Origin of the sequence: Methanoregula boonei 6A8 (assembly GCF_000017625.1) — an archaeon.
Classification (GTDB): domain Archaea; phylum Halobacteriota; class Methanomicrobia; order Methanomicrobiales; family Methanospirillaceae; genus Methanoregula; species Methanoregula boonei.
On sequence record NC_009712.1, the window covers coordinates 738,847 to 755,664 of the forward strand.

The 16,818-nt window shown below is 56.4% G+C and carries 14 protein-coding genes and 1 tRNA gene; 7 read left to right on the top strand and 8 right to left on the bottom strand.

Annotated elements, in window-relative coordinates; genetic code table 11:
* Positions 1 to 56 precede the first annotated feature (56 nt).
* The gene (locus MBOO_RS04015; protein WP_012106310.1) at positions 57 to 1,520 is read left to right on the top strand and encodes an MFS transporter; all 1,464 of its coding nucleotides are present in this window, start codon (positions 57 to 59) and stop codon (positions 1,518 to 1,520) included.
* Positions 1,521 to 1,888: 368 nt separating this feature from the next.
* On the opposite strand, the gene MBOO_RS04020 is transcribed toward MBOO_RS04015, so the two are convergent.
* On the bottom strand, positions 1,889 to 3,589 hold the full coding sequence (locus MBOO_RS04020) for an AMP-binding protein (RefSeq protein ID WP_012106311.1): 1,701 nt from the start codon (positions 3,587 to 3,589) through the stop codon (positions 1,889 to 1,891).
* Positions 3,590 to 3,733: 144 nt separating this feature from the next.
* Here MBOO_RS04020 and MBOO_RS13795 point away from each other — a divergent pair.
* The 3 genes from MBOO_RS13795 to MBOO_RS04030 all read left to right on the top strand — a co-directional run bounded on the left by MBOO_RS13795 (position 3,734) and on the right by MBOO_RS04030 (position 6,039).
* Positions 3,734 to 3,905, top strand: a tRNA-Trp gene (locus MBOO_RS13795).
* Between the two features lie 82 nt (positions 3,906 to 3,987).
* Positions 3,988 to 4,779 carry a PhzF family phenazine biosynthesis protein gene (locus MBOO_RS04025; RefSeq protein ID WP_012106312.1) on the top strand — a complete coding sequence of 264 codons (792 nt, stop codon included), beginning with the start codon at positions 3,988 to 3,990 and terminating at the stop codon, positions 4,777 to 4,779.
* 78 nt (positions 4,780 to 4,857) lie between these two features.
* Positions 4,858 to 6,039, top strand: coding sequence for a bifunctional 5,6,7,8-tetrahydromethanopterin hydro-lyase/3-hexulose-6-phosphate synthase (locus tag MBOO_RS04030; protein WP_012106313.1), 1,182 nt, complete (start codon positions 4,858 to 4,860; stop codon positions 6,037 to 6,039).
* 128 nt (positions 6,040 to 6,167) lie between these two features.
* Here MBOO_RS04030 and MBOO_RS13800 read toward each other — a convergent pair whose 3' ends face one another.
* Both MBOO_RS13800 and MBOO_RS04035 read right to left on the bottom strand, forming a co-directional pair.
* Positions 6,168 to 6,317, bottom strand: coding sequence for a hypothetical protein (locus tag MBOO_RS13800; RefSeq protein WP_157677589.1), 150 nt, complete (start codon positions 6,315 to 6,317; stop codon positions 6,168 to 6,170).
* Positions 6,318 to 6,571: 254 nt separating this feature from the next.
* Positions 6,572 to 6,856: a hypothetical protein gene (locus MBOO_RS04035; RefSeq protein WP_012106315.1), complete on the bottom strand. Its 285-nt coding sequence runs from the start codon at positions 6,854 to 6,856 to the stop codon at positions 6,572 to 6,574.
* Between the two features lie 230 nt (positions 6,857 to 7,086).
* On the opposite strand from MBOO_RS04035, the gene MBOO_RS04040 reads away from it, so the two are divergent.
* Positions 7,087 to 7,461 (top strand): hypothetical protein, encoded by a 375-nt coding sequence (locus tag MBOO_RS04040; protein ID WP_012106316.1) that lies wholly within the window; start codon positions 7,087 to 7,089, stop codon positions 7,459 to 7,461.
* Between the two features lie 734 nt (positions 7,462 to 8,195).
* Here the strand turns inward: MBOO_RS04040 and MBOO_RS04050 are convergent.
* The 4 genes from MBOO_RS04050 to MBOO_RS04065 all read right to left on the bottom strand — a co-directional run bounded on the left by MBOO_RS04050 (position 8,196) and on the right by MBOO_RS04065 (position 13,216).
* Complete coding sequence (locus MBOO_RS04050) at positions 8,196 to 9,050, bottom strand: alpha/beta fold hydrolase (protein WP_012106318.1); 855 nt, start codon at positions 9,048 to 9,050, stop codon at positions 8,196 to 8,198.
* A gap of 206 nt (positions 9,051 to 9,256) precedes the next feature.
* On the bottom strand, positions 9,257 to 10,783 hold the full coding sequence (locus tag MBOO_RS04055) for a carboxylesterase/lipase family protein (RefSeq protein ID WP_012106319.1): 1,527 nt from the start codon (positions 10,781 to 10,783) through the stop codon (positions 9,257 to 9,259).
* Positions 10,784 to 11,082: 299 nt separating this feature from the next.
* The gene (locus MBOO_RS04060) at positions 11,083 to 12,018 is read right to left on the bottom strand and encodes a PepSY domain-containing protein (protein ID WP_012106320.1); all 936 of its coding nucleotides are present in this window, start codon (positions 12,016 to 12,018) and stop codon (positions 11,083 to 11,085) included.
* 334 nt (positions 12,019 to 12,352) lie between these two features.
* Entirely contained in the window at positions 12,353 to 13,216 is an 864-nt protein-coding gene (locus MBOO_RS04065; RefSeq protein ID WP_012106321.1) for an MBL fold metallo-hydrolase, read from the bottom strand.
* 176 nt (positions 13,217 to 13,392) lie between these two features.
* Here MBOO_RS04065 and MBOO_RS04070 point away from each other — a divergent pair, with 176 nt between their 5' ends.
* Positions 13,393 to 13,962, top strand: coding sequence for a methyltransferase family protein (locus MBOO_RS04070; RefSeq protein ID WP_012106322.1), 570 nt, complete (start codon positions 13,393 to 13,395; stop codon positions 13,960 to 13,962).
* 86 nt (positions 13,963 to 14,048) lie between these two features.
* On the opposite strand, the gene MBOO_RS04075 is transcribed toward MBOO_RS04070, so the two are convergent.
* Positions 14,049 to 16,238 carry a PAS domain S-box protein gene (locus MBOO_RS04075; protein ID WP_012106323.1) on the bottom strand — a complete coding sequence of 730 codons (2,190 nt, stop codon included), beginning with the start codon at positions 16,236 to 16,238 and terminating at the stop codon, positions 14,049 to 14,051.
* A 158-nt stretch (positions 16,239 to 16,396) separates the two neighbouring features.
* On the opposite strand from MBOO_RS04075, the gene MBOO_RS04080 reads away from it, so the two are divergent.
* Positions 16,397 to 16,768 carry a hypothetical protein gene (locus MBOO_RS04080; RefSeq protein ID WP_012106324.1) on the top strand — a complete coding sequence of 124 codons (372 nt, stop codon included), beginning with the start codon at positions 16,397 to 16,399 and terminating at the stop codon, positions 16,766 to 16,768.
* The last annotated feature ends 50 nt before the right edge of the window (positions 16,769 to 16,818 follow it).

Here is a 16,818-nt window from a genome sequence, read left to right on the forward strand (position 1 = left end):
GCCCGTTCTGCGGCACCCGGAACCTGTACCCCCAGTCTCTTACCGAAATACACACCATGTCCCCCGATGTTCCTGCCCTCTGTGATGCCGGATGCCAGGACCCGGCCATCTGCCGGATGCCGGCCCTGCCGGTCACCGCCACGGAAAAACGGATCGTTCTCTTAATTGCCATTCTTTCCGGTTTCCTCACCCCGTTTGACGGATCAGCGGTCAATATCGCCCTCCCCACGATCGGATCCGCGTTCCACATGGACGCGATCTCGCTCTCCTGGGTAGCGACTGCCTACCTCCTTGCCTCCGCACTCTTCCTTGTCCCCTTCGGGAAGCTCGCAGACATTTACGGGAGGAAGAAGATCTATTTGTGGGGGATTTGCGTCTTTGGTGCAGCCTCGCTCATCATGACGTTCGTTGCTACCGAACAGCAGATGATTGCGGTACGGGTCCTCCAGGGTATCGGAGCCGCCATGATCTTCGGTACCGCGATCGCCATCCTGACCGCGGTCTTTCCCCCGGGCGAACGGGGCAAGGCGCTTGGGATCTACATCACCTCCGTGTACCTGGGCCTCTCCCTCGGGCCGTTTTTCGGGGGTGTCCTGACCGATGCCTTTGGCTGGCGGAGTATCTTCTACATCAATGTCCCCATTGCGATCACGGCGGCAGTTCTGATCGTCTGGAAACTCCGGGGCGAATGGGCTGAATGCGTGGGCGAGAAGTTCGATCTCGCCGGATCGCTTATCTACAACCTTGGCCTGATCGCGCTCATGGTCGGCTTCTCGGTGCTCCCCGATATTTCCGGAGGTGCGCTCGTGGTCGCCGGCCTTCTCCTCATTGGTGCATTCGTCTGGTACGAACAGCGGCAGGCATTCCCGGTTCTCAACATGCAGCTGTTTTTCAAAAGCCGGATCTTCGCGTTCTCCAATGTCGCCGCGCTCATCAACTATTCGGCTACCTACGCGGTCGCCTTCCTGCTCAGCCTTGATCTCCAGTACACCAAGGGTTTCTCAGCGGAATATGCCGGGGTTATCCTGATCGCCTCGCCGTTCTTCCAGATGATTGTCTCCCCTTTTGCGGGGAAACTCTCTGATAAGCACGATTCCCAGGTACTTTCATCGCTGGGTATGGGCCTGACCGCACTTGGCCTGTTTCTCTTTATATTCCTCAATGAGTCTACGCCGCTCTGGTACATCATCGTGGTGCTCATTATTCTCGGAATCGGTTTTGGCCTCTTCTCCTCCCCGAACATCAATGCGATCATGAGCGCGGTGGACAAACGGTATTATGGCGTTGCATCGGGCATCAACTCCACGATGCGGCTGTTGGGCCAGATGCTCTCCATGGGGATTGCGATGATGATCTTTGCCATCGTGATCGGCCAGGTGGAGATCACGCCTGCAAACTACCCTCAGTTCACCCAGAGTCTCCATTGGGCGTTTGTCCTCTTCACGGTCATGTGCGTGGCCGGGATCTACTTCTCCCTCGCCCGAGGAAAACAGGAGGGACAGACGGTGGTGGAGGGATAACTTCTCATCACTTTTTGAGGGGAATATAACCTCGTGTGCCCGGGCGTTGCAGTCCAAAAACAAAAGAACTCTTTCCCGGGATAACGATTCCTTCCCGCATCAGGGCCCCTCGCGGGGCATGGCGGGGCAAGGGGGTTGTTGCAATACGTTGGAAAATTTTTCTGTCAATACCCGGAACAGGGCTTCGGAGTATTTTTAGTTCCTCGCTGCCGCGGGAGCAATCGCAACGAATGGTGCAGAAATAACCGTGCTTTGAATCTTTCAGGATTATCCGGTTTTTTGTGAGGATATGCGGGGAGATTTGTTACACGATTGCAGGAATCAAAAAAGGCTCTCCAATGAAGGGTGAGAAAAACCTCCCCTGCCCTTCACGCGGTCTTGATCTTGTCTGCTGCTTCAAGGCCGAGCCTTTTGATCGACTCTTCCCGCATGACAAACTTCTGGATCTTGCCGGTCACGCTCATGGGGAAGTCATCAACAAAAAGCACGTAACGGGGGATCTTGAAATGGGCGATCTTCCCTTTGCAGAACTCCTTAACCTCGTCTTCCGTGAGCGCCTGGCCGGCCTTGACCTTGACCCATGCGCAGAGTTCCTCGCCGTACTTGATGTCCGGCACGCCGACTACGTACACATCAGAGACCTTCTCGTGGTGGTGGAGGAACTCCTCGATCTCCCGCGGGTAGATGTTCTCCCCGCCCCGGATCACCATGTCCTTTAACCGGCCAACAACCTTGAAGTAGCCCTCCTCGTCCATCGTGGCAAGATCGCCGGTGTGGTTCCAGTGGTCCTTGTCGAGCGTTGCGTGGGTGGCAGCCGGGTTATTATAATAGCATTTCATCACGCAGTAGCCGCGGGCGCAGATCTCCCCGACCTCCCCCATGGGAACAATCTTGCCGGTTTTCGGGTCAATAATCTTGAGCTCGGTATGGGGGAAAGCCCTCCCGATTGTGGTGACCCGGCGTTCGAGTGGATCTTTTGTCGTTGTCATTGTGACGCCCGGCGAGGTCTCGGTCTGGCCGTACACGATCACGATGTCCCGCATGTTCATCTTCGTATTGACCTGCTTCATCACCTCGATCGGGCAGGGCGAGCCGGCCATGATGCCGGTGCGGAGGGAGGAAAGGTTGTACTTTGAGAAGTTCGGGTGCGAGAGCTCGGCAATGAACATCGTGGGGACACCGTGGACTGCCGTGCAGCGCTCCTTTTCTATGGTCTTTAAGACCTCCTCGGCATCAAAGGTAGGGCAGGGAAGCACCATGGTCGTGCCGTGGGTGGCCGAGGCCATGTTGGAAAGGACCATGCCAAAGCAGTGGTAGAAGGGTACGGGGATACAGAGCCGGTCTTTCTCGGTAAAGCCCATGCCCTCGCCGATGATGTAGCCGTTGTTCAAGACCCCGTGGTGAGTGAGGACAACGCCTTTGGGAAATCCCGTTGTGCCGCTCGTGTACTGGATGTTGATCGGGTCGTCAAAGGTGAGGGCCTCGCCGCGCTCCACGAGCTCGTCCATGGTGATGTCATCGGCCTTTTTGATGAATTCGTCCCAGGTAAAGGTGCCGTTGTACGGGATGTTACCCATGAAGACGACATTTTTTAAGAAGGGGAACTTCTCGCTTGAGATCCTTCCCGGCTTCTGCTCGTAAGCCTCGGGGCAGGCCTCGTAGAACATACCTACGTAATCGGAGGTCTTGAACCGGCCCTGCAGGATGAGGGTCTGGATCTCGGACTGCTTGAGGGCGTACTCGAGCTCGTATGTGCGGTAGGCCGGGTTGATGTTGACCATGATCGCCCCGATCTTTGCGGTGGCAAACTGGATAACGATCCATTCGGCGTGGTTCATCGCCCAGATCCCGACACGGTCGCCTTTATCGACCCCAAGGCCCATAAGAGCCCGGGCCACGAGGTTTACCTGGGAGAGGAACTCCTTATAGGTCCACCGGATGTTCTGGTGGACGGAGACTATTGCCTCGTTCTCCGGGTACCTGGCCGCAATATGGTCGATCATCTCACCCATCGTCATTCCCAGCAGGGGGAATTCCGAGGTCCCGCACGTATAGCTCCCCTTGTCCATCGTAAAATATGGAGCAATCACAGAATATATGGCTGATGGCCGGAACTCCAGGACTGATTAAAAGTCCCTGACCAAGGGAAAACCATTAAATTTCGTCAGCGCGATTTTGTACAGTCAGCTGTGGCAACACGCTGCATGACGGGCGGGGTTGTGGCCAAGCCCGGAATGGCGACGGGCTCCAGCGGTCTTTGCGTTCAAAAAACGTGCTCGCAGATGATGAACAATGGGTCTGCTGAAATTGATGATGACCCGTTGGAGCACTGATGCGCATGTCGGAGAGACCCGTCGATCGTGAGTTCAAATCTCACCAACCCCACGTTTTCCAGAACTGTTTTTTTTAGCGGTGCGTCCGTTTTGTTTCCCGGATACTTTATCGGCCGGGATGCCAATCCCCTGTTATGAGCTGCGAACTGCACGTTGTTGATGCCTTTACCGGTCATCCCTTCCGGGGGAACCCGGCGGCGGTCTGCATCCTTGATGGCCCGGCCGACCCGGGCTGGATGCAGGAGGTTGCGGCCGAACTCAAACACTCGGAGACCGCGTTTCTCCATCCCGGTGCCAAGGGCTGGAACCTGCGGTGGTTTACCCCTACGCGGGAAGTTGAGCTCTGCGGCCATGCTACCCTTGCCTCCGCCTTTGTGCTCTGGCAGACCGGGCGGGCAGGAGCAGGATCGCCAATCTCCTTTGATACGCTCTCGGGAACGCTTACCGCACGGCGGGACCGGGCAGTGATCACCCTTGATTTCCCGGCGGATCCGGTTCAGGCGATCCCGCTTATTTCCGGGCTCGATAAAGCGCTCGGGGCCGCCCCGGTCTTTACCGGAAAGGGCAGGTTCGATCTTCTCGTGGAACTTCCCACCGCTGCGGATGTCTGCGACTGCGAACCGGACATGGCGGCACTTGCGGCGCTTCCCGCCCGGGGGATCATCGTAACCGCAGCTTCCGATCTCCCGGACTTCGATTTTGTCTCCCGGTTCTTCGCTCCGTCGGTCGGGATACCGGAAGACCCGGTGACCGGCTCCGCGCACTGCTGCCTTGGTCCGTACTGGGGGGCAAAACTCCACAAGACCGAACTTGCCGGGTTCCAGTGCTCTGAACGCGGCGGGTCCGTGAAGGTCGCGCTTGCGGAAGACCGGGTGATCCTTGGCGGCCATGCGGTGGACGTGTTCTCGGGACAGCTCCACGTGTGAGTGCGGCATCCCCGGTCACCCCCGCGTAATCTTATCATGGTTGACGGTCACATAAGTAAGAGGAGATAAAAGATTCACATGTATCTTGTCGGAGAAGCACTCATCGGCGAGGGCGCAGAACTCGCGCACATCGACCTGCTGCTCGGAAGCAAGGAAGGCCCGGTCGGATCCGCGTTTGCAAACGCGGTATCCCAGCTGTCCATGGGACACACCCCGCTCCTTGCAGTTGTCCGCCCCAATCTGCTCACCAAGCCTGCAACCGTCATCATCCCCAAGGTGACGTTAAAGGACATGGAGCAGGTCAACGAGATGTTCGGGCCTGTCCAGGCAGCGGTTGCAAAGGCAATCGCCGACAGCCTTGAGGAAGGCGCGTTCAAGGACATCGACATCGAGGGGATCGCGATCATCGCGTCGGCCTTTGTCCACCCTGAGGCAAAGGACTACAACCGGATCTACCGGTACAACTACGGTGCCACCAAGCTCGCCCTCCACCGGGCGCTTGACAAGTTCCCGGACGAGAAGACCCTTGTGTACGAGAAGGACCGGGCTGCGCACGGTATTATGGGATTCAAGGTGCAGCGCCTCTGGGACCCGCCGTACCTGCAGGTCGCCATGGACCTCGTGGACATGGGCAAGGTCGCCCAGGTCTTAAAGGAAGTGCCGCAGAACGATCACGTGATCATCGAGGCGGGAACGCCGCTCATCAAGAAGTTCGGCCTGAACGTTATCGGCGAGATCCGGAAACTCCGCCCGAATGCGTTCATCATCGCGGACATGAAGATTCTCGACACCGGCAATCTCGAAGCCCGCATGGCAGCAGATGCCACCGCAGACGCGGTCGTGGTCTCGGGTCTTGCCCCGACTTCGACCATCGAGAAGGCAATCTCCGAGGCCCGCAAGGTGGGCATATACTCGATCATCGATATGCTCAACGTGCAGAACCCGGCAAAGCTTATCGAGAAGCTCAAAGTGAAGCCTGACATTGTCGAGCTCCACCGTGCCATTGACACCGAGGAGACCGCCCATGCGTGGGGCGACATCCCGGCCATGAAGAAGGCAGCAGGCGGGAAACTGCTGGTTGCAACGGCCGGCGGCATCCGGGTCGAAGTCGTGAAAGACGCCCTCAAGGCAGGAGCAGATATCCTTGTGGTCGGCCGGAGCATCACAGCGAGCAAGGACATCGGGCATGCAACCGATGAGTTCCTTGACCAGCTCAACCGGGAAGAGATCGACCAGTTCCGGATTATGACTGATTTCTAAAACCACCCATTTTTCCCATACGCTTTTTTTTTAAAGAATTCTGTGACCCGCCGTTCACGGTATGCCCTTTGCGGATCGGTTCAAAAATGAACCGACCCTATGGAACAAAAATTGACCTGTGTATCTGTTCACGTAACCCATAATCGGGGGGAAACCGGGCTCTCTTTTGCCGGGGTATGCGACAGCTCCTGGACCCGGATCAGGAACCACCGCTTATCCGCATCGGAAAGCGCTTTGAATCCATCAGGGGCCGGTTGTGCAGAAATGTTTGTGTTCATCGGGAAATCTCCTGCCCATATCCTTGTGGGCCTTACTCGGTTATTGATCCAGCCGGGTCATAAACGGCAAAGAATGTGGAAAAAAGGCAGGGGAAAATTTCCAGATTGTATTTACGATTGCGGATCCCGATCTGAGAATTCCGGAAAAATCCGTCACTCACAGGTGCCAGTGGCACGCGGAATTATTACCATCACTTTCCGTAGAACGCACAAAACAACGCCACTTTATGAGTATACGATAAAAAAATATAATTTCAACTGGTTTGCGGGGGCAGGATAAGAAGGCGTCCCCGCGAGGTAAGCCGGAGGATGATCTCGCTGCTTGCTTTCCCCCCGTCAAGATAGCGCTTGGAGAGAAGGTCCCGGATATCGGAGCGGACACGGCTCTCGCTGTGGAGGCTCTGGAGTGCGCTGACAACCTGGCTGATGTGACAGCTCTTCATGTCCCCGACTGTCTTGAGTATATCGAGATGGACCGGGGTTGGTTCGAACACTTCAGCAGGTGCAAAGGATATCGCTTTCATGGTGGCTTCTTTCATGGTTAAACCCTGGTGATAATGAACATTCGAGCGGTTTCATGGGGCAACAGGCCGTATCACCACAGTACTATATACTCTTTGAGATGAAGTAACCATTGATGTGGAACGTTCCGGATTTTTAAAAATTGCCATATCGTGACAGATTTTTTTAGCGTTTGGTTCCGGTATAGGGTCCTTGCAAACCTTCCAACCACAAATTATTCAACCCTTCACATGCCACAGCGGTAGGAATGACCCGCGGGAGAAAACCGGTGGCCGCGATCGCCGAAGCAAAGAAGTTCGCGGAACGGATGGGATACCGGTGGCAGGAGAACACGCACCCGGATCTCGCGTACGACCTCTTCATCTTCAAACCACAGATGGCCTGCATTGTCCGGGTCCGCCAGACCCGGTACCAGATCGATCCGGACGCGATCTACGAAAACCTGATCCCGGAAGATCTCAGCGATGTCCGGGCGCTGCCGTTCCCGAAGGTGATCCCACGGGAGATCTGGCTTCGTACCCAGCATGAGCGGACCTGGCGCCGGCTCCGGATCCATGAGCTTTCGGTAGGCGAGCTTGAATGGTGGGGGCCGGACGATTACACAAACCCCTACTCCCGGTAGACCCCCCTCCCTGCACCCTTTATAAAGGGGGGTGATGGCCGGACCTGCGCTCCCAAGGGATCGGTTCTCCGTCGGAGGAGTTCTGGATCAGCTCCTGACCCGGACGGTTCCCGCGGCAAAGGTGCCAACCCAATTCGCGATTTTTCGTATAAATCGTTATTTTCCGAAACCGGCCGTTTTAATCGGGAACAGACCGTGCAAATTAGCGGCGATTCTCCAGCTCCCAAAAAAGGGACGATCCATTGGTCATACGGAACATTTTTTGGCCAAAAAAACACGGATACGGCCCGAAAATAACGGGGGTCCCTTAACGGGGATCCGGGGGAATTTTTCTCCCGGAAAATTCACGGATCCGCCCGCCAGGCCCCGTTATTCGGTGAATGGAGGGTATGTGGGAGAAGAGGTACGGGGGTTTTGGCAGGTTCTCCCCCGGGGGTCGGTCCCGGTTGCCGTAAGCGCCAAACTTTTTGCACTCATCGCCGGGTATCTGACGTTTTGAAAGGAAATGCCGGTAACAAAGGTTCAAACGGGAGGTGATGCGTACGGGTGGATGGGGATTTCCCAGTATGGGAACGTACTCCATTGGCGCTTGCCCTGGTGGCGGCCACGATGGTCCTGCTGATTCTGATGTGAGTGGTTTAAGGAGAGCCGGCAACGAAGAATTCCCGATCTGGATTTTTGGATAAGTTTTTTCCCGCCAAAAAAATCCGGCAATTTCTTTCAAAAAAGAGGATTTAGTATGGCGGCGTCTCGTTGTTCCCGAGGAATGTAAGCGTGGTCTCTCCATATTCAACCGGTGCGTATCCCGAGCCGATATGCGGGAGATCCTTGAACACCACAAGCCATGACCCGTTGATCTGGCCTGCAATCTGGTGCGTGACATTCGGGGGCGTGAGGATATCATCGGTACCCACCGAAAGCATCACGCTCTTGTTGATCCCTGAGAGCTGGTCCCAGGTACCGTTCCATGCAAGGTTTGCCTCGGCCTCTTTTTTCACCCCTGCAGGGGCGGAGGGATCGAGAGCAGTTGCCACGATCGCAGCGTAGAGCACTCTGGTGTCGGGAATCCGTATGCTGTAGGTAACGGATTCGAGCACCAGCTTCCGGACCCGCTCGGGATGATCGATTACCAGCTGCTGGCCAATCGATGACCCCATCGAGGCCCCGTACACGTTCATGCTCGAATACCCAAGCGCCGGCATCAGGGCGGCTGCATCGTCCGAGTACTGGGAGATCTCAGGTGTAGCATTCGTATCGCTGCTGTACCCCATGCCCCGGTTGTCGTAGATGTACACGTGGTACTGAGAGGCGAGGACCCCCAAAAACGTCCCGTTCCAGAATGTATCCATGGTGCCGTTGAACCCGCAGATCATAAGAAGCGGTTCGCCGGACCCGAATTCGCGGTACCCGAGCCGGACGCCGTTGACATCGGCGTACTGGACGGGGATGGATGTAACGTTTATTACGGGGGGCGGGGTAACCACCGGCGCCCCTTGTGTGCTGGTCATCGTGCTGCCCGTGCACCCGGCTGCGAGGATCACCGAAAACAGGACAATAATGGCAAGGAAACAGAAGATCAGTTTCTTCATAAGAGCACCACCCGATTGATGGAGATGGGATTGTTCATAGTCGGAGTGTGGGGATATGAACGTTCTTACTTGGAGGTCTTTGTGTGTTTTTGGTAACCAATAGGATACCTTTTTTGTCCTGCCGGTGCCCGGATCCTGTCGCCACCAGTCGCGGCCCGGTTTCGCATCTCCCCTTCTCCTGATGGTCAGGAGAGTAAGGCGAGCAGTTACGGACCTTTCACGGACGGTGTAATATTGATATCGAGATACTGCCCCGTTGCCCGCGTGTAGTTCGGCCAGGTGATATTCATCCCGCCGTTCGGGTTTCCTGTCTTTGCAAACCGGGTCCAGAGGTCCACGATATTGTCCGCCACCGCCGGATCCGTGTTGATGCCGGGAACCCCAAAGAGCAGGACAAGCTCGCTGCCATGGAATGCTCCCTCGGGCTGCCCGGGAATGATGTACGAGTACCGGTACATGTACGTGTCCTGGCTGATGTCGCCTGCCGAGCCTGCTGCAAACTTTACCGAGTCAATGAAATCCGCGTTCTCCATGATCTGTGCGAGCTGGAGCTGGACTTCCGCCGTGGAATTGGCCGGGTACTGCGCAAAGACCGCGTTGGCATTGCTGCCGAACCGGCTTGCAAGGAAGGACCGGTATTCTGAAACGTTCATGTTGGCATCCGAAGAGAGGGTTGTCCCGTCATTGGCATTGTTCCCGATCATTACCGGAACCGCCGCCTCCTGGTGCGTGAGATACAGGTTGTCCAGGGTGTCCGGGAGAACCCACCCGTCAATGTTGGGCTCGAACATCACGGTATGGGTGCTCCAGAACTCGGACGGAGATGAAGGTGTTGCATTGACCAGGGCATCGGGGCTGACATTCCTCATACAGGCAATGGTATCCGGACCTGCGCACCCGAGGCTTTGGGCATACCCGACGCCAAACTGTTCGGCATCATCCTTCGAATGAGTGGCGTTGATGATCGCCCCATGGGCAAAGAATGGGCCGCTCTCCACGATTGCCTGGCTAAATAATCCCCTGCTCCCGGGAGAGACCAGGTGAATATAGTTGCTTTCGCCGCCGGCGGACTGGCCAAAGATCGTCACCCTTGACGGGTCCCCGCCAAACGCGGCTATGTTATCCTGTACCCATTTCAGGGCAGCCTGCTGGTCGAGGATCCCGTAATTGCCCGAGGCATTGTGCGGCGACTCACGGTCCAGATCCGGGTGGGCCAGAAAGCCCAGCGCCCCGATCCGGTAGTTTGTGGTGACGACAATGACGCCTTTCTCTGCAAGGGTGGTCCCGTTGTACATCGGCATGGAACCTTCAACACCGGTAAATCCCCCTCCGTAGAAAAAAACCATGACCGGTAACTTGTCGCTTGCATTCGTTGCCGGGGTCCAGACATTGAGGTACAGGCAGTCCTCGCTCATGTTCAGCGCAGGTGTTCCTGGCACGGAGCCTTTTTGTGCCTGAGGGCAGGTTGCCCCGTATGCCGTTGCATTCTTCACGCCTTCCCATGGCGTAACCGGTGCCGGGGGTTTCCAGCGGAGCTCCCCGACCGGCGGGGCGGCAAACGGGATTCCGAGATATACCCGGATACCGCTCTGGTTTATTCCCGATACAGCACCGGCGTCAGTCTTAACAATTGTCGGGTCCTGCGCCTGTTGCGTACAACCGGAAAGCACTACCGTTCCGGCAATGACGAGGCAGACTGCCAGAATATATCCCGCACGACAAATCCCCTGCATACGAAAACCATTCCCCCCGGAATAACCGGAACGTAACATAACGGATCCGGCGGGGGTGCGGGTAAGGGCCTGCACCTGCCGGTGTTTAAGCCGGTTTTAAGATCTTTACGGTACAGGGAGTATCCGTCTGACGAGGTTTAACCTTTCGGATCTGCAAGACAAACCCCTCAAAAGGCCTTCTGGCGCCCTCATCCTGCTGCAGCACATGCCCTGCGAGGGATAAACAAATACTGGCGATCAGGGCGTTCGGGAAAAAAGAAAAAAAAGGACAGGGATTCCTGCCCGTATTTTTGGTGCGATCAGAGATAGTACCGCAGCCAGTATACCGGCCAGATGTCGTTGTCCCAGTGAGTACCGACAAACGTGCCGTCGTTCGCATCCACGATGGCAGTGTACATGTCCCCGTGATTCCCGGTCAGGGAGACCACCCATACCAGGCGTTCGAAGTTCTGAGGCTGGATAATAACCTCACGGTGTCCTTCCGTGGAAGCAAAGTCGCCACCGAAATAGTTCTCAGCAGTCTTTACCGCATCTGACAGGGGAACCGAGCCCTGCAGGTCGGATACGGTCAGGAGCCGGTCAACGCCCCAGTAATCGATAACAGACCCGGTCTTTGCATTGACGCTTACATGGACAAGGGATGGCAGGAGAACATTGTCCTTCTGTTCGCGGAAGACGAAATTGTAGGCAATAACGGTGTAATAGTCCCAGTTGCCGGTTGAAGGGTTGAAATAATATTCGTACTGCGTGTCCACGCGGTCAACAACAAGTTTCCAGTTCCGTGTGGAGAAATCCGCAAACTTCGCGCCGGCATAGGTTGTTGCATCGGCATATGCCTGGTTGCTGGTCAGGACTATATCCTCGGCGTTCTGTGTATTATCGCCGAAATGCGCAAATTCGACAGCACCGCTGTTCTGGTTTACCTCAAAACTCGAATTTCCGGCAGTGAAATAGTAATAGTTCCCGATCGGGAGGCTGCCGGTGGTGGTAAGCACCGGTTCAAGGCTGAGGTCGCCCATGAACACCCGGATATTGTTCTTTGCCTGGTCAACAGAAACAGGATAGTTGTCGTTTGCCGATGCAGATGCAAGAGAGGCAGATGCAACGGATGCGGTTGTTACACCCTGTCCCGGGGACAGGGGTTCCAGCTTAAGACTCATTGCTGCGACTCCCTGCAGGCTTGCCAGCAGGCAGATCGCGGCAACGACAATACATACCAGTCGTGATCTCTTCATGGGTCATCTCTCTGGATCCCGCCCCGCGAAGGGAAGCAGGCTCCTTACCTGGATGATTGCAGGTTACCAGTACATCATTCCAAAAACCACATAAGCCGAGCGTTAAATGAAAAAATAATTGCAGTAATGCGCGCGATTCCTGTTTTTGGATCCTCCGGGGCGGGGAGTTACGGACGTTTTCTTACGGCATCTTCGGAAGAGGTACGCCCCGCCTGAAACCGTAACTACGCAAGAATCCTGTCATCACTGCAAGGCAGATCCCCGGGGGGATCTGCGAGATCCCGGTAAAGGGACCGGGATAGCCTCTTTCCGGCACCTTCTGTTTTTGTAGCGTTTACTCCCTGAGCAACTCGTCGAGTCCCTGTGCGGCAAGATCGGCCTGGATACTCCGGGCAATGAACGCCGCATGGGGCCCGGGGCCCAGGGGAAGGTCCAGATCGGCGCTGACCCGGCCGGCAAGTGCCAGCGGGTCCGGTGTCCCGGGCGTGTCTGCAACGGCTTTCCGGATAACCTTGTGAATGCGCCGGATATAGTTGACAGAGTCGTTGAGCCTGCGGTAGGTCTCCTCTCCCTGCGCCGGAAGATCGTGCGAGGGGAGGTAATGCCGGATCCCCTGGATCGCGGCGAGCCGCCGTAACGAACGGACGAGCGCAACCGGATCGGAAAAGATCGGCGACCTCCCGGGTGCCTGCACGGTATCCCCGGTAAAGAGAGCCTTCTCTTTTCCAAGATACAGGGAGATGGAGCCCGGTGTGTGTCCCGGGGTTGACAGCACTTCAAGTACGAGCCCCTGCCCCAGATCGATGATGGCACCTTCTTCGATCAGCAGGCCGATCGGGGTCCCCCCGCTGACCATCGGCTGCATCCCGGGAGCCGGGGGTTTAAGGAACGCCGGGTCCGGGTGCTCGATTTCGGCCGCGTCCAGCGGGTGGGCGGCGATCGTACAGCCGGTGAGGTCCCTGAGCGCCTTTGCCGAACCGGTATGGTCCGGGTGTGCATGGGTCAGGATGACCAACCGGATTTCGGAAGGGTTGCGGCCGGTCGAGAGGATGTACTCTGTGATCAGCTTCTCTGTCCCGTTAAAACCGGTGTCGATAACCGTAATGTTGTCACCGTAGATGAGGTACACGTGCACGAACCGGCCCGGGTCCGGCCCGAGCGGGGTTTTGAGGGCATGGATATGAGGGGTGATCTGCATGGTGCCACTAGTTTCCCGGTCTTGTCGTGGTGTCTCATTAATCCGTTGGTACTCATCAGGAAATCTACAGGAGATCCCGCTTTCCGGTGTGCATATCTTCATTATCTTGCGGCGCTCACTCCGGTGAGGAATTCGTGCCCGGTGGTTTTTGTATCCGGGCACAAAGGAAAGATACCATGCCGGCTGCCTATCTCCTGTTTGCCCTCATCTGGATCGTGTTTTATGCGTACTGGATCATCTCTGCATGGCAGACCCGTTCCCCTATAAAACGGAAACAGTCCCGGCTCTCGTTTCTCATGTACGGGGTTGTCTGGGTTGCCATCTGGATTATCGTCATGAACCTGTTCCTGCCGGATCTTCTTGCGGAGAGAATCGTTCCCGACAGCATCGGGTACACCCTTGCCGGTCTCCTCATCACCGTTGCCGGCCTTGCATTTGCCATCTGGGCCCGGGTCCACCTGGGGAAGAACTGGAGCGGGATGCCGGTCATCCGCGAACAGCACACCCTTACCCGGACCGGCCCGTACCGGTACGTGCGCCATCCCATCTATTCCGGGATCGTCCTTGGGCTCCTTGGAACCGCGATCGGTATCGGGTACCTTATCGTCTTTCTCTGCGTCATCCTCATCTTTGTCCTGTTTGTGATCAAGTCACGTATGGAAGAGAAATTCCTGGAAGAGGAATTCGGCGAAGAATACGCGAAATACCGGCGGGAAGTAAAGGCGCTCATTCCGTACGTGCTCTAAAGGGCAGGCCCTGATAATAGGGTCAGCATCCCCGTATTTTTTTTAAAAGTCCCGTATAGGCTCCAAACGTTTTTTGCCAGACTGCCTTATTGCCCGCCCGTGCCGGTAAACCGGTACCCGTCTTTTGGGATAAGGATCTCGAACCGGGCCCCTTTCCCGTACTCGCCGGTCTCATGGATTGTGATCCCGGTGATGGAGAGGATCTCGCGGGTAAAAAACAGCCCCATGTCATGGTACTCTGCGTACCCCTTCTCGAAGATCTTCTCCTTTAAGTCCCCGGGGACACCGGGGCCATTATCGGAAAAGATGAGGACAAGCCCGTCCGGGACAACCCGGCAGGAGAGGTGTATCTCTGTGGCCTCTTTTGCATGCTGGATCACGTTCTCTTCAAGGGTCACAAATACCTCTTCAAGCAGGGGATCGGCAAAGACCTCGAGCCCCCTTACCTCCGAAACACAGGAGATCCTTTTTATATCGAGATGGGAGACGGCAAAGAGGAAGGACTGGTTTACGTCCTGCCATCTGGGGGGAGTCAGCCCCAGGTTCTTGTAATTGTCGGCAAACCGGAGGATCCTGAGGATCGTCTGTATGACCCGGTGCTGCTTCTCGTGGTACTCAAGGATCTTCTCTGCATCCGTGCTCTCTTTTTCCAGTTCGAGATATCCCGAGAGGGTGAAGATCGCATTCTGGATGTTCTGGAAGGTGATCGTGTTAAAGAAATTAAGTTTCTTTCTGGCCAGGTCGAGCGCGGCCTGGTTCTTTTTGAGCCGGTTGAAGTTCTCTTTGAGTTCTGCCTGCGCTGACAGCAGCTGCTCCCGTGCCCCAGAAAGCTCCTCGTTTTTCCTGACCAGTTCCTGCTCGAACCCCTTGCGCTGTGAGATGTCCCGGATGATCCCCTCGATGCCCGCCAGTGTGCCGTCGGGCGCAGGATAGGTATGGCTTGTGGTGGAGACCGCGATAACGGATCCGTCCTTCCTTTTTGCCATGATGTCATAGTCCTGAACGGATCCGTTCTTCCGGATCGCGGCAAGGACACTTTCCCGTTCCCCGGGATCCGCATAGAGCGTGTCCCGGATGTTTTTCCCGAGAATCTCATCTGCGGAGGTATAGCCGAAGAGTTTTATTCCCGACGGCGAGAGCATTACCAGGTTCCCGTCCGGGTCGGTGCGGTAGAACACGTCCTGGATATCCTCTAAGATCGAACGGTAGGTCCGTTCGCTCTCGCGGAGCAACTCCTGGGTCCTGCGCCGCTCGGAGAGTTCCTCTGAGAGTTCCCGGGTCTTCTGGGCCACCGCATGGCGGAGGGTGTTGTTCCAGAGGATGATGATACCGATTATAACAAAAAGGAGAACAACGCCGGAGATAATGGCCCAGATTATCCGGGTATCGAACGGGGACGTCTGGAACTCCTGCGGGATCCAGCGGTTGGCGATCTGTGTTCTCTCTTCCGGGGTGATCGCAAGGATTGCCTTGTTGAGGATATCGCGCAGTTCCGGTTCATTTGCCCGGACACCGATGGCAAGCTGGAACTGCGTTGGATCGGGCGGCACGTATTCCCCGGCAACCCGCAGGTTGGAAAGACCCCCCTGTTCGATATACCAGCTCGCGGTCGGGAGATCGCCCAGGTAGGCATCCGTCCTCCCCAGCGAAACATCCAGGAGGCCGGTCCGGATGTCGGGCTCGGTCCTGACCTCGATACCGGGGTACTTCTCTTTGAGCAGGTCGTAGGAGGTGTACCCGTTTACCGCCGCAACGGTCATGCCTTTGAAGTCATCAAGCGACAGCATGCCCGTGACATTTCTGGTAGTGATGATCACCAGCGGCGGCTGGTAGAGCGGCAGGGTATAGTTCAGGTACCCGGTGCGGAGGTCCGAGGTATATACCGCGCCCAGGAGATCGCTCTGGTTGGCCTGTATCATGGAAACGCAGACCGACCAGTTATCCTGCCGGGTATCGGTGATGTTGAGGCCGGTCTTTTGTGCGAGCAGGTGGAGATAGTCCGCAGAAATGCCGGAATAGTTTCCTGTCTGGTCGTAAAATTCAAAGGGAGGGTAGTTTGGATCAGGACAGACCACAACGACCGGGTGTTGGGCGATCCAGCGCTGCTCATCGGGGGAAAGCGTGACCGGGGTTACCGGTGTTGTCCCGGGGCCTCCGGTCCCGGGCGGGGCACCGGCGGCCAAAAAATAGTATGCCCCCCCGGCAAGTGCGGCGAAAGAAAGGATGATGACCGCGGTGATGAGGATAGTTCGCTGTGATATACCCGCCGCGGTCAATCTGTTTCCCCTTAATGTACTCTCACTCTTTTTGTATGATATATAACCGTCGGCCGGTCACCGCGGGTCCCAAAGGTTCACGGTATGCCGTGACTCAAAAAGGCCGGGAATGACCTGCTTTTATAGGGTGCCGGCGCACACGTGTTTTTGCGGGAAGTATGGACGGGCAGACGTTTATCGATGCACTCGGCTGGGGCTTTACCCTCTGGCTCATTGGCTATATCCTTGGGATCCTCCTCTTCTTTGTTCTCCCGGCGGCTCTCATCGGCTGGGCGATCCTGCCGGTCGGCATTGTCATCACCCTGTATGTTCTCCTGACAAGGATAACCGGAAGCGATCTCCGGCACTACGCCCTGCTTGCGGTATCCTGGACCGCAATTGCCATTGCCTGCGATTATGTTTTCATCGTGCTCCTGTTCCGGCCGGAGGAGGCGTACTACAAAGCGGACGTGTACGTCTATTATGTCCTGATGGTGTTCCTCCCGCTTGCTGTCGGATGGTTGAAATGGCGGGCCGCACCACGGCCCTGAACGGGATCCCGGTGCACCCGCTCCCTTTCCTTTTTCCGCACAACCTTCAT

What these genes read in the sequence shown, in the direction of transcription:
- MBOO_RS04015 (WP_012106310.1), top strand. Translation starts at nt 57, where the DNA reads ATGTCCCCCGATGTTCCTGCCCTCTGTGATGCCGGATGCCAGGACCCG.
- MBOO_RS04020 (WP_012106311.1), bottom strand. Translation starts at nt 3,589, where the DNA reads ATGGACAAGGGGAGCTATACGTGCGGGACCTCGGAATTCCCCCTGCTG.
- MBOO_RS04025 (WP_012106312.1), top strand. Translation starts at nt 3,988, where the DNA reads ATGAGCTGCGAACTGCACGTTGTTGATGCCTTTACCGGTCATCCCTTC.
- MBOO_RS04030 (WP_012106313.1), top strand. Translation starts at nt 4,858, where the DNA reads ATGTATCTTGTCGGAGAAGCACTCATCGGCGAGGGCGCAGAACTCGCG.
- MBOO_RS13800 (WP_157677589.1), bottom strand. Translation starts at nt 6,317, where the DNA reads ATGAACACAAACATTTCTGCACAACCGGCCCCTGATGGATTCAAAGCG.
- MBOO_RS04035 (WP_012106315.1), bottom strand. Translation starts at nt 6,856, where the DNA reads ATGAAAGAAGCCACCATGAAAGCGATATCCTTTGCACCTGCTGAAGTG.
- MBOO_RS04040 (WP_012106316.1), top strand. Translation starts at nt 7,087, where the DNA reads ATGACCCGCGGGAGAAAACCGGTGGCCGCGATCGCCGAAGCAAAGAAG.
- MBOO_RS04050 (WP_012106318.1), bottom strand. Translation starts at nt 9,050, where the DNA reads ATGAAGAAACTGATCTTCTGTTTCCTTGCCATTATTGTCCTGTTTTCG.
- MBOO_RS04055 (WP_012106319.1), bottom strand. Translation starts at nt 10,783, where the DNA reads ATGCAGGGGATTTGTCGTGCGGGATATATTCTGGCAGTCTGCCTCGTC.
- MBOO_RS04060 (WP_012106320.1), bottom strand. Translation starts at nt 12,018, where the DNA reads ATGAAGAGATCACGACTGGTATGTATTGTCGTTGCCGCGATCTGCCTG.
- MBOO_RS04065 (WP_012106321.1), bottom strand. Translation starts at nt 13,216, where the DNA reads ATGCAGATCACCCCTCATATCCATGCCCTCAAAACCCCGCTCGGGCCG.
- MBOO_RS04070 (WP_012106322.1), top strand. Translation starts at nt 13,393, where the DNA reads ATGCCGGCTGCCTATCTCCTGTTTGCCCTCATCTGGATCGTGTTTTAT.
- MBOO_RS04080 (WP_012106324.1), top strand. Translation starts at nt 16,397, where the DNA reads ATGGACGGGCAGACGTTTATCGATGCACTCGGCTGGGGCTTTACCCTC.